Annotated in this window: 14 protein-coding genes; 10 read left to right on the forward strand and 4 right to left on the reverse strand. The window is 35.3% G+C overall.

Annotation, left to right across the window (positions count from 1 at the left end; genetic code table 11):
- Position 1: 1 nt before the first annotated feature.
- The 4 genes from AC5XHR_RS00515 (at position 2) to AC5XHR_RS00530 (ending at position 2,489) form a co-directional block, all read left to right on the forward strand.
- Entirely contained in the window at positions 2–313 is a 312-nt protein-coding gene (locus tag AC5XHR_RS00515; protein ID WP_495948812.1) for a DUF3098 domain-containing protein, read from the forward strand.
- A 72-nt stretch (positions 314–385) separates the two neighbouring features.
- Complete coding sequence (locus AC5XHR_RS00520) at positions 386–1,204, forward strand: undecaprenyl-diphosphate phosphatase (protein ID WP_495948813.1); 819 nt, start codon at positions 386–388, stop codon at positions 1,202–1,204.
- A gap of 28 nt (positions 1,205–1,232) precedes the next feature.
- Positions 1,233–1,931 carry a tRNA pseudouridine(55) synthase TruB gene (truB, locus tag AC5XHR_RS00525; protein WP_495948814.1) on the forward strand — a complete coding sequence of 233 codons (699 nt, stop codon included), beginning with the start codon at positions 1,233–1,235 and terminating at the stop codon, positions 1,929–1,931.
- Positions 1,932–2,489: a hypothetical protein gene (locus AC5XHR_RS00530; RefSeq protein ID WP_495948815.1), complete on the forward strand. Its 558-nt coding sequence runs from the start codon at positions 1,932–1,934 to the stop codon at positions 2,487–2,489. It abuts the gene before it with no gap.
- A gap of 7 nt (positions 2,490–2,496) precedes the next feature.
- On the opposite strand, the gene AC5XHR_RS00535 is transcribed toward AC5XHR_RS00530, so the two are convergent.
- A complete protein-coding gene (locus AC5XHR_RS00535) occupies positions 2,497–3,804 on the reverse strand; it encodes a helix-hairpin-helix domain-containing protein (RefSeq protein ID WP_495948816.1) in 1,308 nt (435 codons plus the stop codon).
- A gap of 76 nt (positions 3,805–3,880) precedes the next feature.
- Positions 3,881–4,222, reverse strand: coding sequence for a MerR family transcriptional regulator (locus AC5XHR_RS00540; RefSeq protein ID WP_495948817.1), 342 nt, complete (start codon positions 4,220–4,222; stop codon positions 3,881–3,883).
- Positions 4,223–4,287: 65 nt separating this feature from the next.
- On the opposite strand from AC5XHR_RS00540, the gene AC5XHR_RS00545 reads away from it, so the two are divergent.
- The 3 genes from AC5XHR_RS00545 (at position 4,288) to AC5XHR_RS00555 (ending at position 6,423) form a co-directional block, all read left to right on the forward strand.
- Positions 4,288–5,172, forward strand: coding sequence for an SMP-30/gluconolactonase/LRE family protein (locus AC5XHR_RS00545; protein WP_495948818.1), 885 nt, complete (start codon positions 4,288–4,290; stop codon positions 5,170–5,172).
- Between the two features lie 100 nt (positions 5,173–5,272).
- Positions 5,273–5,809, forward strand: coding sequence for a hypothetical protein (locus tag AC5XHR_RS00550; protein ID WP_495948819.1), 537 nt, complete (start codon positions 5,273–5,275; stop codon positions 5,807–5,809).
- A gap of 2 nt (positions 5,810–5,811) precedes the next feature.
- Positions 5,812–6,423, forward strand: coding sequence for an OmpA family protein (locus AC5XHR_RS00555; protein WP_495948820.1), 612 nt, complete (start codon positions 5,812–5,814; stop codon positions 6,421–6,423).
- Between the two features lie 49 nt (positions 6,424–6,472).
- On the opposite strand, the gene AC5XHR_RS00560 is transcribed toward AC5XHR_RS00555, so the two are convergent.
- A complete protein-coding gene (locus tag AC5XHR_RS00560) occupies positions 6,473–7,780 on the reverse strand; it encodes a DEAD/DEAH box helicase (RefSeq protein ID WP_495948821.1) in 1,308 nt (435 codons plus the stop codon).
- A 251-nt stretch (positions 7,781–8,031) separates the two neighbouring features.
- Between AC5XHR_RS00560 and rpsA the strand changes: the two genes are divergently transcribed.
- Together rpsA and AC5XHR_RS00570 are read left to right on the forward strand one after the other, a co-directional pair.
- The gene (gene rpsA / locus AC5XHR_RS00565) at positions 8,032–9,819 is read left to right on the forward strand and encodes a 30S ribosomal protein S1 (protein WP_495948822.1); all 1,788 of its coding nucleotides are present in this window, start codon (positions 8,032–8,034) and stop codon (positions 9,817–9,819) included.
- A 177-nt stretch (positions 9,820–9,996) separates the two neighbouring features.
- Positions 9,997–10,959 carry an EamA family transporter gene (locus AC5XHR_RS00570; protein WP_495948823.1) on the forward strand — a complete coding sequence of 321 codons (963 nt, stop codon included), beginning with the start codon at positions 9,997–9,999 and terminating at the stop codon, positions 10,957–10,959.
- Positions 10,960–11,096: 137 nt separating this feature from the next.
- Here AC5XHR_RS00570 and rplS read toward each other — a convergent pair whose 3' ends face one another.
- On the reverse strand, positions 11,097–11,450 hold the full coding sequence (rplS, locus tag AC5XHR_RS00575) for a 50S ribosomal protein L19 (RefSeq protein ID WP_495948824.1): 354 nt from the start codon (positions 11,448–11,450) through the stop codon (positions 11,097–11,099).
- 306 nt (positions 11,451–11,756) lie between these two features.
- On the opposite strand from rplS, the gene AC5XHR_RS00580 reads away from it, so the two are divergent.
- Positions 11,757–12,458, forward strand: coding sequence for a CoA transferase subunit A (locus AC5XHR_RS00580; protein ID WP_495948825.1), 702 nt, complete (start codon positions 11,757–11,759; stop codon positions 12,456–12,458).

A 12,458-nucleotide genomic window follows, 5' to 3' on the forward strand; every position in this document is an offset into this window, starting at 1 on the left:
AATGGCAAAGAAAAAAAATCAAGGATTCAGCTCGGAACAGTTTGGTGAGAGCAAATCTACAGCACCTGCGGAAAACCAACTTTTCTATTTCGGAAAGGAGAATTATAAGTGGATGCTTATTGGTTTGGGGTTAATTGCTTTGGGATTTGCACTAATGCTTGGAGCAGATGCCAATACACGCCCTGATGGAACGTTTGATCCGAATTATTGGAACGAAGACATCTTTTCCATCAGACGAATCCGAATCGCGCCTTTACTTGTCGTAGCGGGATTTGCAGTGGAGATTTACGCCATTTTGAAAAAAAGTAAATAAGAATTTAGAATTAACTTAAAATACAAGACTTTGTCGCTCTCTATCGACAAAGTTTTTTCTTGAAATACAACTATGGATTTAATAAAAACAATAATCATCGCCATTGTAGAAGGACTTACGGAGTATCTTCCGATTTCGTCAACGGCGCACATGGGATTTGCAGCCAACTTAATGGGAATGGAAGAAACAGAGTTTCTGAAGATGTTTCAGGTTTCGATTCAGTTTGGTGCTATTTTATCGGTAGTTGTTGCTTATTGGAAGAAATTTTTTGATTTAAATAATCTCAAATTTTATCTGAAATTAGGTTTTGCTGTAATTCCAGCCTTAGTTTTAGGATATTTATTCGATGATAAAATTGAAGCTGTTTTAGGAAATCAAATCGCTATTTCTGCGGTGTTGGTTTTGGGTGGTGTCATTTTATTATTTGCAGATTCTTGGTTTAAGAATCCAAAAATTACCGATGAAAAAGAAATGAGCATTAAAACGGCCGTTATTATTGGATTTTGGCAGTGTCTTGCCATGATGCCAGGAACAAGTAGAAGCGCCGCTTCTATTATTGGAGGGATGACGCAAGGGCTTTCTAGAAAAGCAGCTGCAGAGTTTTCATTTTTTCTAGCCGTTCCTACCATGCTTGCTGTAACAGTGTATTCCGTTTTTGTGAAAACTTGGGGTAAAGGAACCGCGAATGCCATGAAAGGGTATGAAATGATCTTGTCTTCATCTGAGAACATTACAGCATTTGTCATTGGAAATATTGTAGCCTTTGTTGTTGCTTTAATAGCGATAAAAACCTTCATCGGACTTCTAAACAAATACGGTTTCCGTCCTTGGGGTTGGTATCGTATTTTCGTGGGTATCGCTTTGTTAATCTACTTTTATTGGTTCCAATAAGATTTTCAAATTCTAAATATTCGTTTTGATGACAGCAGAAGAGTTGCAAGCAGGTTGTGTTTTCCTTGTTGATAAACCATTGGATTGGACATCTTTCCAAGCGGTAAACAAGATGAAATACAAGTTGAAAAGAGAATTCAAAACGCTTCCGAAAAAGTTTAAAATTGGGCATGCTGGAACATTAGATCCTCGGGCAACCGGTTTGTTAATCGTTTGTACAGGAAAATCAACCAAGACCATTCCTGAAATTCAAGATGCACCAAAAGAATATATTGCTGAAATTAAAATTGGAGTTCAAACAGAATCCTACGATACCGAAAAACCAGAAATTTTAGCGCAAGATTGGTCTCATATTACGATTGAAAACGTGAATGAAGCATTAGCAAAGTTCATCGGGGAAATCGACCAAAAACCGCCCGTTTTTTCGGCTTTGAAGATTGATGGCGATCGTGCATATGATTTGGCTCGAAAAGGGGAAGTGGTAGAAATGAAGTCTCGAAAAACAACCATTCATTATATTCAAGATGTGATCATTAATTTTCCTTTAGTTACGTTTACGGTAGGTTGTTCCAAAGGAACGTACATCCGAAGTTTAGCTCACGATATTGGTCAAGTACTTGGTGTTGGAGCGTATTTAACACAGCTTCGGAGAACCAAAATTGGAGATTATTCCATTGAAAATGCATCCGAAAAATATCTTTCTAACGAGTATCTATTTTCCGAATAAATGAAAAAAAACTATTGGCTTTTCTTTTTTGCGGTGATGAGTTTCAGTGCTTTTGGGCAAGAAAACTCTAGTCTAAAATTGGGAACGCACGTTTCCCTAGACGCCAATATAGGCTACGATTTATTAGATGTCATCAAAACTTCTATTCGTGACGAAAATTCTTTTACAGAAACGGAGGAACCTGGAAGGTTCAACTATGGATTTCATTTTCAGTATGGAATTCAGCCATTTAATCGCTTTTCCTTGGCTGCCGGAATTCGATACAGTTATGTGACGCCGTATTATCATATTTTGTATGCAACAGGGCAAGCAAATGTGTACATCGGAAACATTGATCAAGACGAGTTTTCCTTTGTTTTTGCTCGCGGTGGAAAAATGTTTAATAGATCGGCCGTTTCCGAAGCTCAATTTTTCGGTGTTGGCTACACAAATGTTCAACCTATTTCTAAAAATTTCGGTCAAACTTTCCAAGTGTATTTAGAGGGTCAACATATTGATAAATCAACCTTATTCATAGGTTTTTCGTACGGAATTATCTTATTCAATCGTAAGAACTAATTCGTTTTTATTTCAAATATAACTTCATTCTCGTTTCGTATTCGGGTTTCAACTTTAAGAATTTCCAAATCTTCTTTTCATCCGGATACGTTGTTCGATAATAGATGATTTTATCTGCTGAATATTTGAAATAGGGATGATTTTTCAACCAATCTTCAGGTGCTGTAACCAAATCGTATTTTATAATTCCCGTTGGGTCTAATTGAATAGTTGCTAGTAATTTGGAGGTCAGTTCTTTATCGATATTATAGGTTTCTAAAACTTGATTTTTCGTTACAAAACCGCCCAGTTTTTTCCGAAATCCAACTAGTGATCCCGCCGCTTTTTCATCAAAACCATATTCAATAAGCTGTTTGTAGGTGATTGAATTGATATCCAATTTCGAATAATCGGTTTCTTGAATTGTAAGTATTTGATTGGTATTATCGGGTTTTTGAATTCGAATATAGGGTTGTATTTCAGCAAATTTTTCGTGTGAAATTGCATAACACTTCTTGAGATCTTCAGGAGATTTAAAGCTTCCTTTCAAAACTTTCGATTTGTAATTAAGTATGGTCTGCGCTTGTTTTTCGGAAAATCCTAAAGCAATCCAATCTTCTATAGAATTCGCATTAGGATCAAAAGATTTTAGTTGTGATTTTGAAGTTGTGGAAGCAAATTTTTGTGTGGTTTTCCTTTCTGGAAGAAGTAAAAAAGGTGCTAGTTGATTATAATTTTCATCGGATATAACAAAGCATTCTTGAATTTCTTCTTTCGATGAAAAGCTTCCGCCAAGGAATTTTTTATATTTCAAAATACTTTCCGCTTGTTTTTCTGAAAATCCAAGTTTTACCCAATCACTTTCTACATACGAGTTTGGATTGAATTTTTGGTTGATTTTTAAACCTTTTGAATGATAATTAGATTTAAATCCAACATTTGATTTTTCATTGTGATTTGACGTATTTTCTAGTCTAATAAAGGGTTTGAGCTCTTCAAATTTTTCATCGCTGATGACGAAACATTTCTGAATTTCTTCTAAACTCGAAAAGTTCCCACCCAAAATCGACTTGTATTTTAGAATACTTGCAGCTTGTTTTTCTGAAAAGCCTAATTTTACCCAATCTTCTTTGGATAAAGCATTAGGATTAAACTCAGCAAGGAAAATTTCAGGTTTGTCAATGGTTGATGTTGTGAAATGAACAGGCGAATTGTTTGGTGTATTATTTCTTTTCAGGAAATACATTACCAGCTGCAAACTGCTGATTAGTAATGCGAAAGCAAATAGCCCAAAGATTTGCTTTTTCCGCATGGAAAAAACCAATTGAGATTTCATAGCATTTGTGTTTATTTAAATGTACGAAATATTTTAATTCAATACTTAAAATAAAAAAACCTGCTTGAGCAGGTTTCTATTCGGGTTTTTCCGCGAGTGTATCTTTTAATTTCTCCAATTCGGCTCGTACAAATTCCAGTCGATCGATCATGGAAATGGTCTCTGAAATTTTAGAATTGGTGGTTAACGCAATTCGTGCTCCATCCAAAGTATAGCCTTTTTCTTTAACTAGATGATAGATTATTTTTAGGTTTTTAATGTCTTCTGGAGTGAAATAACGATTGCCTTTTTTGTTCTTTTTAGGTCTTAAAATAGGGAACTCTTGCTCCCAATAACGAACTAATGAGGTGTTTACATCAAACGCCTTGGCAACTTCACCTATCGAGTAATATAATTTATCCGGTAATTCTATCTTCATATTCGCCCAAAGATAAAAAAATCTTTTCAGATAATGTTTTTGTAAATTGCCAAGAAATATCAGAAATGAAAAAGTGGTTTTTACTTTGTTTTGGTGTAGGTTTGATGGCGAGTTGCCAAAGTCAGAAATCTGAAATTCGAGATCAAAATGCTGCAATACAATCTGTTTCCAATTCGTTTGCATTTACGGAAGGTCCGGCAACGGCACCCGATGGAAATGTCTATTTTACGGATCAACCGAATAACAAAATTTATTTTTGGGATTGGCGTTCAAATGAAATATTGATGTTTTCTAATCAAACTGGTCGTGCTAATGGAACGTATTTCGACGCCAACGGAAACCTAATTACATGTTCTGACGAAAATGGCGAGATTTGGAAATTCGCAAAAGATGGAAGTCATGAAGTTTTACTTTCAAAAGTTGATGGAAAACGATTAAATGGTCCCAATGACTTATGGATAGACGCTTCTGGAGGAATTTACTTTACGGATCCTTTGTATGAACGCGATTATTGGGAGAATTTTAAACAAGAGATTCCGACTCGAAATTTGTATTATCGAGATGCAAAAGGTGTAGTTACTGTTTTAGATCAATTTACGCAACCCAACGGAATTGTTGGAAATCCAAAATCCAAAAAGCTGTATGTTTCTGATATTGATGCTGGAAAAACCTACGTCTACGATATTTTAGGAAATGGAAAAATTGGGAATAAAAAGGAATTTGTCGCGAAGGGATCAGACGGAATGACCTTGGATGAAAATGGGAACTTATATTTAACGGGAAAAGGAGTTTATGTGTATAATTCCAAAGGTGAATATTTAGATCATATTCCCGTTCCTATGGATTGGACGGCGAACCTTACTTTTGGTGGAAAAGATCGAAATATCCTTTTTATCACGGCTTCGCAGTCGGTTTACACTCTCCAAATGAAAGTAAAAGGTTTGCAATAATTATTAGAATTGTTTATATTATTACAAGGTTTAGTTTTTTCTGAACCTTTTTTTTATTAATTTAAACTTTTACAAATTCTAAACACAAAAAAATAAAAATATGAAAAAGTTAATTTTTGCAGCCTCGTTACTGGCAATTGTTGCTTGTAAAGAAAATACCAAAACTTCAGAATCCGTTTCGTCGGAACCTACAACAAGCTCTTCAACGGACAATTCTACAGGAGTTACTATTGAAGAAAGTAAGAAAGATGAACCAAGGATAATAAATAGTATTCAAAAGAAAAGTTTGAATGACGTTGTTGCTAATATCACAAAAGTGAGAGTAACGGGTGATATTTTAACCGTTGAAATGATTGTTGAAAATATAGGAAAGGAACGTATTTCATATTATTTACCATTAAAAGAAGTAAGTTATATCGATGATGCAACTTCTAAAAAGTATAGTTTGCTACAAGACGATGAAGGAAAGTATATGGCAGACCCAATTACCAGTACAAATAGTGATATCGCGTTTTACGGTGAGCAAAGGGAGCATTTAATTTCGATGAAATTTCCAGCACCGCCTGCAGAATCTAAAACCATTAGCTTGAACATTCCAAAATTTGGATCGTTTGACGTTTTACCAGTAAGTAGATAGTTATGAAATGTAAAATTGTAATCGCTTCTATTTTGGTTTTTAGCCTGGTTGCTTGTTCTAAATCTAACTCAGAAACTTCGTCAACATCTACGGAAAGTACAAGTTCAACAGAAAATGCTACGGCTGCGTCTTCAGATTTGAGTGCGACTTCCACGGAATCTAGCTCTGCTTCGGGAGCTACAGCAAGTTCTAGTAATCTTTCAGCCAAAGGAAGCAGTTTGACGGGAAATCAAAGTAATTTGAACTTAAATATCAATTTATCCGCAGATCAATTATTTGATTTTGATAAAGCCGTTTTAAAACCTCAAGCGGATACTGAACTTCAGAAAGTATTTGACGATATTAATGGAAAAACGGATGCAAGCGTCAAAGTTATTGGTTACACCGATGCAAAAGGTTCGGATACATACAACAAAAGATTGTCTGATCAACGAGCGATGGCAGTGAAAAAATGGTTGGGAGATAAAGGTTTGAAAAATCCAATTTTAACAGAAGGAAAAGGCGCAGCTGATCCAATTGCACCCAACACCAATTCCGATGGATCTGATAATCCAGAAGGTCGAGCAAAAAATCGCAGAGTAGAAATTAAAGTTAGTGGAAAAACATCCTTATAAAAACAAAAATCGCCTTCTTGAAGGCGATTTTTTTATTTTGAACAGGAAATTAATAAGCAATTTCCATTTTTACTTTCTTGCCTTTGAGTTTTTCGTTGGCTAATTTTTTAATTAAATCTTTTATTTTCTTTCTAGAAATCGCAACATACGAAGTCGTGTCTTTCACTTCAATTAAACCAACATCATCTTTCTCTAATTCACCTTTCTTCATTAAATATCCAACGATATCTACTTTGTTGATCTTATCTTTTTTCCCTGCGCTGATGTACAAAGTTTCAAACTTTGTTGCCGCTGGAATTCGAGTTTCATCATTGACATTAACCACTGGAATAGCTTTCTCTAAAAAAGGAAAATTATCACCTTCTTTCATAATTAAATAGGCAAAACCTTTCGCATTCATACGGGCTGTACGTCCGTTTCTGTGGATGAATGCATCTTCTTTCGCTGGAAGTTGATAATGAACAATAGATTCCACTTCAGGAATATCCAAACCACGAGCAGCCAAATCTGTAGTGATTAAAATTCTTGCCGAATCGTTTCTGAATTTCAACAAAGAACGTTCGCGCTCATCTTGCTCCATTCCACCGTGGAAAGTTTCTCGTTCGATTCCTTTTTCACGTAAAAGCTCAGAAATTCTATCGACAGCTTCACGGTGATTACAAAAAATTAAGGTTCTTTTGTTTCCGATTTTGCAAATTAAATGGAAAAGTGTATCCAATTTATCTTCAGCTGTTGTCATCACTTTTTTGAAATGAATATCAGGTTTTGCTTCACCCAATTTCAAAAAGTCGATGTATTTTTCGTTCTGCAAACCCGTAAATTCAGGAATCTCTTCCATTGCAGTTGCGGAAGTCAAAATTCGTTGTGAAAGGTTTTCTAACGTCGAAATAATAAAACTCATTTCTTCTTGAAAACCAAACTCCAAAGATTTATCAAATTCATCCAAAATCAAGGTTTTAATGCTGGATGGATCGAAATTATTTTGTCTTAAATGATCGGCAACTCTTCCTGGAGTTCCAATTAATAAAGCCGGAGCTTCAATAAGATTATTAGCTTCTATTTTTTTATCATGACCTCCATAGCAAACGGTAACTTTAAAATCTGTTTTCATGGCTTTAAAAACTTGCTCGATTTGCAAAGCCAATTCACGTGCAGGAACCAAAACTAAGGTTTGAACGCCTTTGGTTTTCGGCTTTAGATTTCGAAGAACAGGAAGTAAAAAAGCCAGAGTTTTCCCTGATCCAGTCGGAGAAAGCAAAACCGTGTCCTGATTGTTTTCGGTTGTTTTATACGTGGATTTTTGCATTTGATTCAGTTCCTGAATCTGCAAGTTTTTAAGAATAGATTCTAAATTCATGCTGCAAAGATAAGATTTCGGGTTTAGTTTTAAGTTTAAGCTTGAAAGTTTATTGTTTTCAAAGCGAAATAGAAAAACTTAAAACATTAAATAAATATATTCTTATGTCAATAAAAAATTGTATTTTTGCACCACTTTTTATGGAGTCATTTCAGCGAGGTAAATAAGTATAAACTAACAACTTCCGAATTTCTTTAGTCCATTTTAGCTGAAACTAAAAAGAAATAGGAATACAAATTTTATTTAGAATTATGTCAAAAGAGACAAATTCAGCAGAGGTTTTATTAAACCAAAACGTAGCACCAGAACAATTTGATTGGGATTCATTCGAATCAGGTCTTGATGCAGAAGCTAGAAAAGAAAAATCTGATCTTGAAGAAATCTACAAAGGTTCTTTGAATGATCTTGAAGACAATGACGTACTTATCGGGAAAGTTGTAAGACTTACAGATAAAGAAGCTATTGTTGACATTAACTTCAAATCAGAAGGTGTTATTTCTCTTAACGAATTCCGTTACAATCCAAGCCTAAAAGTAGGTGATGATGTTGAAGTAATGGTTGACAGAAGAGAAGATAAAACAGGACAATTACAATTATCTCACAGAAAAGCTAGAACGCTTAAAGCTTGGGATAAAGTTAACGAACTTCACGAAACTGGAGAAGTGGTTAACGGTTTTGTTAAGTCTAGAACGAAAGGTGGTATGATCGTTGACGTTCACGGAATCGAAGCATTCTTACCAGGTTCTCAAATCGATGTTAAGCCAATCAAAGATTACGATCAGTATGTTGGTAAAACAATGGAATTCAAAGTTGTTAAAATCAACCCTGAGTTCAAAAACGTTGTTGTATCTCACAAAGCACTTATCGAAGCTGATATCGAAGATCAGAAAAAAGAAATCATCGCTCAATTGGAGAAAGGACAAGTTCTTGAAGGAACTGTTAAAAACATCACTTCTTACGGTGTATTCATCGATCTTGGAGGTGTTGATGGACTTATCCACATTACAGACCTTTCTTGGTCTAGAGTTAACCACCCATCAGAAATCCTTGAAGATGGACAAACAGTTAAAGTGGTTATCCTTGACTTCGACGATGAGAAAACAAGAATCCAATTGGGTATGAAGCAATTAGAAGCACACCCTTGGGATGCTCTAGATGCTAACCTAAAAGTTGGTGATAAAGTAAAAGGAAAAGTGGTTGTTCTTGCTGACTATGGTGCTTTCGTAGAAATCGCTCCAGGTGTAGAAGGATTAATCCACGTTTCTGAAATGTCTTGGTCTACTCACTTGAGATCTGCAGGAGATTTCGTAAAAGTTGGTGACGAAGTAGAAGCTGAAGTACTTACTCTAGATAGAGAAGAGAGAAAAATCTCTTTAGGTATGAAGCAACTTTCTAACGATCCTTGGGCTGATATCGATACGAAGTATCCAGTAGGTTCTAAGCACGTTGGAACAGTAAGAAACTTCACTAACTTCGGAGTATTCGTAGAATTAGAAGAAGGTATCGACGGTTTAGTTTATATCTCTGACCTTTCTTGGACTAAGAAAATCAAGCATCCATCTGAATTCTGCGCTGTAGGAGACAAGTTAGATGTTGTTGTTCTTGAGTTAGACAAAGAAGCTAGAAGAATTTCTTTAGGTCACAAGCAATTGCAAGATAATCCTTGGGATGTTTTCGAATCTAAATATGCTGAAGGAACTGTACATTCAGGAGTTGCTACAGAAGTTTTCGACAAAGGAGCGCAAGTTCAGTTCGAAGATGCTGAAGTAGAAGCTTTCTGCCCTTCAAGATTATTAGAAAAAGAAGATGGTTCTAAAATCAAAAAAGGAGAAACTGCTGACTTTAAAGTAATCGAATTCAACAAAGAATTCAAGAGAGTAGTTGTATCTCACACTGGAATCTTCAGAGATGAAGAGAAAAAAGCAGTAAGAGAATCTAAAGCTGTTGTAGGTGGATCTTCTAACAACGAAGAGAAATCAACTCTTGGAGATATCGATGCTCTAGCAGAATTGAAAAAGAGAATGGAAGAAGGTAAATAATCCTTAATCCACTTTTAAATACGAAGCCGCTTCTTTTGAAGCGGCTTTTTTTGTGCATTGTGAAAAGGTTTCGATTTCCATAAAAGTCATAGACAAACTACAACGATTTACTTGACTAATTTCCGTATTTTTGCACCCTTTGTTTTAGTTCAGAAACAAAGAAATGAAGAAGAAATCATGCAACAGAATTCAGTTTTAAAAGGTGTTTTGCTCGTAGGTTTAGGAGCAAGTTTTTATGGAATGCTGGCCACTTTTGTTAAGATGGCTTATAAAGAGGGTTATACAACAGCCGAAGTAACGACATCACAATTCGTTTTGGGAATTTTTGGGTTATTTATTTTGAATATTTTTCAAACGAAGTTTTCAAAGAAATCATTTCCGCCAATAACGACCACCGATAAAAAGAAATTAATTTTTGCAGGTTCGTCCATGGGATGTACCAGTTTATTTTACTATTTATCCGTACAATATATCGATGTTTCGGTGGCGATAGTCTTGTTGATGCAATCCGTTTGGATAAGTGTGGTGATCGAAGCGATACTCAAAAAAGAAATGCCTCATTTAAGAAAGATTATCTCGGTACTAATTGTTCTGGCGGGGACGCTTTTTGCGACTAATATTATTAATCAAGAAATTGATTTGGATTGGCGTGGAATCATGTGGGGACTTCTTGCAGCGGCTTCTTTTGCCACAACAATGTTTGCTGCCAACACGATTGCAACCTATGTGTCACCACTTCGTAAGACGTTATTTATGCTGTTTGGGGGTTCTGTTATCGTAAGTCTATTCTTGTTTTTTGGACAAATTGGTCCGTACAATTTTGATGGTTTAAAATCAATCTATTCAACCTTTTCGGACAATCCGGCTAATATTCGAGCCTTTGATTTTAGTATTTTCATTAAATACGGTTTAATTTTATCCTTATTTGGAACAATTTTGCCGCCCATCCTATTTAATTCAGGCTTTCCGAAAGCGGGATTAGGTTTGGGAAGTATCATTAGTTCTATGGAATTGCCGGTTTCAGTAGCGATGGCATTTTTCCTATTGGATGAGAAAGTAGTAGGGATTCAATGGCTCGGAATTGCCATGATTCTATTTGCCATTGTATTAATGAATTTACCAAGCAAAAAGAAAGTCTAATTTTTTTAGTTTAATGTTTCTTGTTTAAAGTTTACACAACTCACAGACTTTAAACCTGAAACTCGAAACAACCTAAAACATAGTTCAACAAAAAAACCACCCAAAATTTGGATGGTTTTTTTGTATCATACGATCTCTTACTTCTTGTAAGCAGCATCTTTGATTCTTGCTTTCTTACCTCTAAGTTGTCTGAAGTAGTAGATTCTTGCTCTTCTAACTTTACCTCTTCTGTCAACTTCGATTTTCTGAAGTGCAGGCATGTTGATTGGGAATACTCTTTCTACACCTACATCACCACTCATTTTTCTGATGGTAAATGTTTTTGTAGCTCCAGTTCCTCTTAGTTGGATAACAACACCTTTAAAGAACTGAGTCCTTGTTTTGTTACCTTCCTTAATTTCTGTGTACACAGTAATTGTGTCACCCGCTTTGAATTCAGGGAATTCTTTCTTAGCGATGTACTTGTCTTGTACGTACTTTACTAAATCCATGTTAGTTATGTAAAAAAAATAGTTTAAGCCAAACAACGTTCACGTCTATCGTCAGAGGTTGATTAACAGGTTGCAAAAATAAAACAAATTATTCTAACAAACAACACTTTATAGAATATTTTAGAAGATAGCTTGCAGAACTTCAATTGATTAAATAGGAATTGAATTTAATGTTGATTTTAATTTGAATTAAACCGACCAAAAAGCCTTTCTATAGCTTAAAATTCTTGAAATACTAATTGAAAATGAAGCTTTTAGAATTCACAAAAAAGTGCTAATTTAATAAGCTAAAATAAGTAGCTAAATATGATTGATAAAAGAGTAAAAAACGCTCAAGAAGCAATCCAAGGAATAGAATCTGGGATGACGTTGATGGTGGGCGGTTTTGGATTGTGCGGAATTCCCGAAAATTCAATTAATGCTTTGGTGGATAGTGATGTTACCAAGCTAACGTGTATTTCTAATAACGCAGGGGTAGATGATTTCGGTTTGGGATTGTTGCTTCAAAAAAAGCAAGTAAAAAAGATGATTTCTTCCTATGTTGGAGAAAATGCAGAGTTTGAACGCCAAATGCTTTCCGGAGAACTTGAAGTAGAATTGACGCCGCAAGGAACTTTAGCAGAGAAATGCCGTGCTGCACAAGCAGGAATTCCTGCTTTTTATACGCCAGCAGGCTACGGAACAGAAGTAGCAGAAGGTAAAGAAGTAAAAGATTTTAAGGGAAAACCACATATTTTAGAGCATGCTTTCGAAGCCGATTATTCCATTGTTAAAGCGTGGAAAGGCGATCACGCAGGGAATTTAATATTTAAAGGTTCAGCGCGAAATTTCAATTTCCCAATGGCTGGAGCTGGAAAAATAACCATTGCTGAAGTCGAAGAATTGGTTGCTCCTGGCGAATTGGATCCTAATGAAATTCACATTTCAGGAATTATGATTCAGCGTATTTTTCAAGGCGAAAAGTTTGAAAAAAGAATAGAACAACGTACAACTAGAAAAAGAGATTAA

The organism is Kaistella sp. CFF1-2, from assembly GCF_059509915.1.

Coding starts and splice junctions, on each gene's coding strand:
- AC5XHR_RS00515 (WP_495948812.1), top strand. CDS start 2: ATGGCAAAGAAAAAAAATCAAGGATTCAGCTCGGAACAGTTTGGTGAG.
- AC5XHR_RS00520 (WP_495948813.1), top strand. CDS start 386: ATGGATTTAATAAAAACAATAATCATCGCCATTGTAGAAGGACTTACG.
- truB (WP_495948814.1), top strand. CDS start 1,233: ATGACAGCAGAAGAGTTGCAAGCAGGTTGTGTTTTCCTTGTTGATAAA.
- AC5XHR_RS00530 (WP_495948815.1), top strand. CDS start 1,932: ATGAAAAAAAACTATTGGCTTTTCTTTTTTGCGGTGATGAGTTTCAGT.
- AC5XHR_RS00535 (WP_495948816.1), bottom strand. CDS start 3,804: ATGAAATCTCAATTGGTTTTTTCCATGCGGAAAAAGCAAATCTTTGGG.
- AC5XHR_RS00540 (WP_495948817.1), bottom strand. CDS start 4,222: ATGAAGATAGAATTACCGGATAAATTATATTACTCGATAGGTGAAGTT.
- AC5XHR_RS00545 (WP_495948818.1), top strand. CDS start 4,288: ATGAAAAAGTGGTTTTTACTTTGTTTTGGTGTAGGTTTGATGGCGAGT.
- AC5XHR_RS00550 (WP_495948819.1), top strand. CDS start 5,273: ATGAAAAAGTTAATTTTTGCAGCCTCGTTACTGGCAATTGTTGCTTGT.
- AC5XHR_RS00555 (WP_495948820.1), top strand. CDS start 5,812: ATGAAATGTAAAATTGTAATCGCTTCTATTTTGGTTTTTAGCCTGGTT.
- AC5XHR_RS00560 (WP_495948821.1), bottom strand. CDS start 7,780: ATGAATTTAGAATCTATTCTTAAAAACTTGCAGATTCAGGAACTGAAT.
- rpsA (WP_495948822.1), top strand. CDS start 8,032: ATGTCAAAAGAGACAAATTCAGCAGAGGTTTTATTAAACCAAAACGTA.
- AC5XHR_RS00570 (WP_495948823.1), top strand. CDS start 9,997: ATGCAACAGAATTCAGTTTTAAAAGGTGTTTTGCTCGTAGGTTTAGGA.
- rplS (WP_495948824.1), bottom strand. CDS start 11,450: ATGGATTTAGTAAAGTACGTACAAGACAAGTACATCGCTAAGAAAGAA.
- AC5XHR_RS00580 (WP_495948825.1), top strand. CDS start 11,757: ATGATTGATAAAAGAGTAAAAAACGCTCAAGAAGCAATCCAAGGAATA.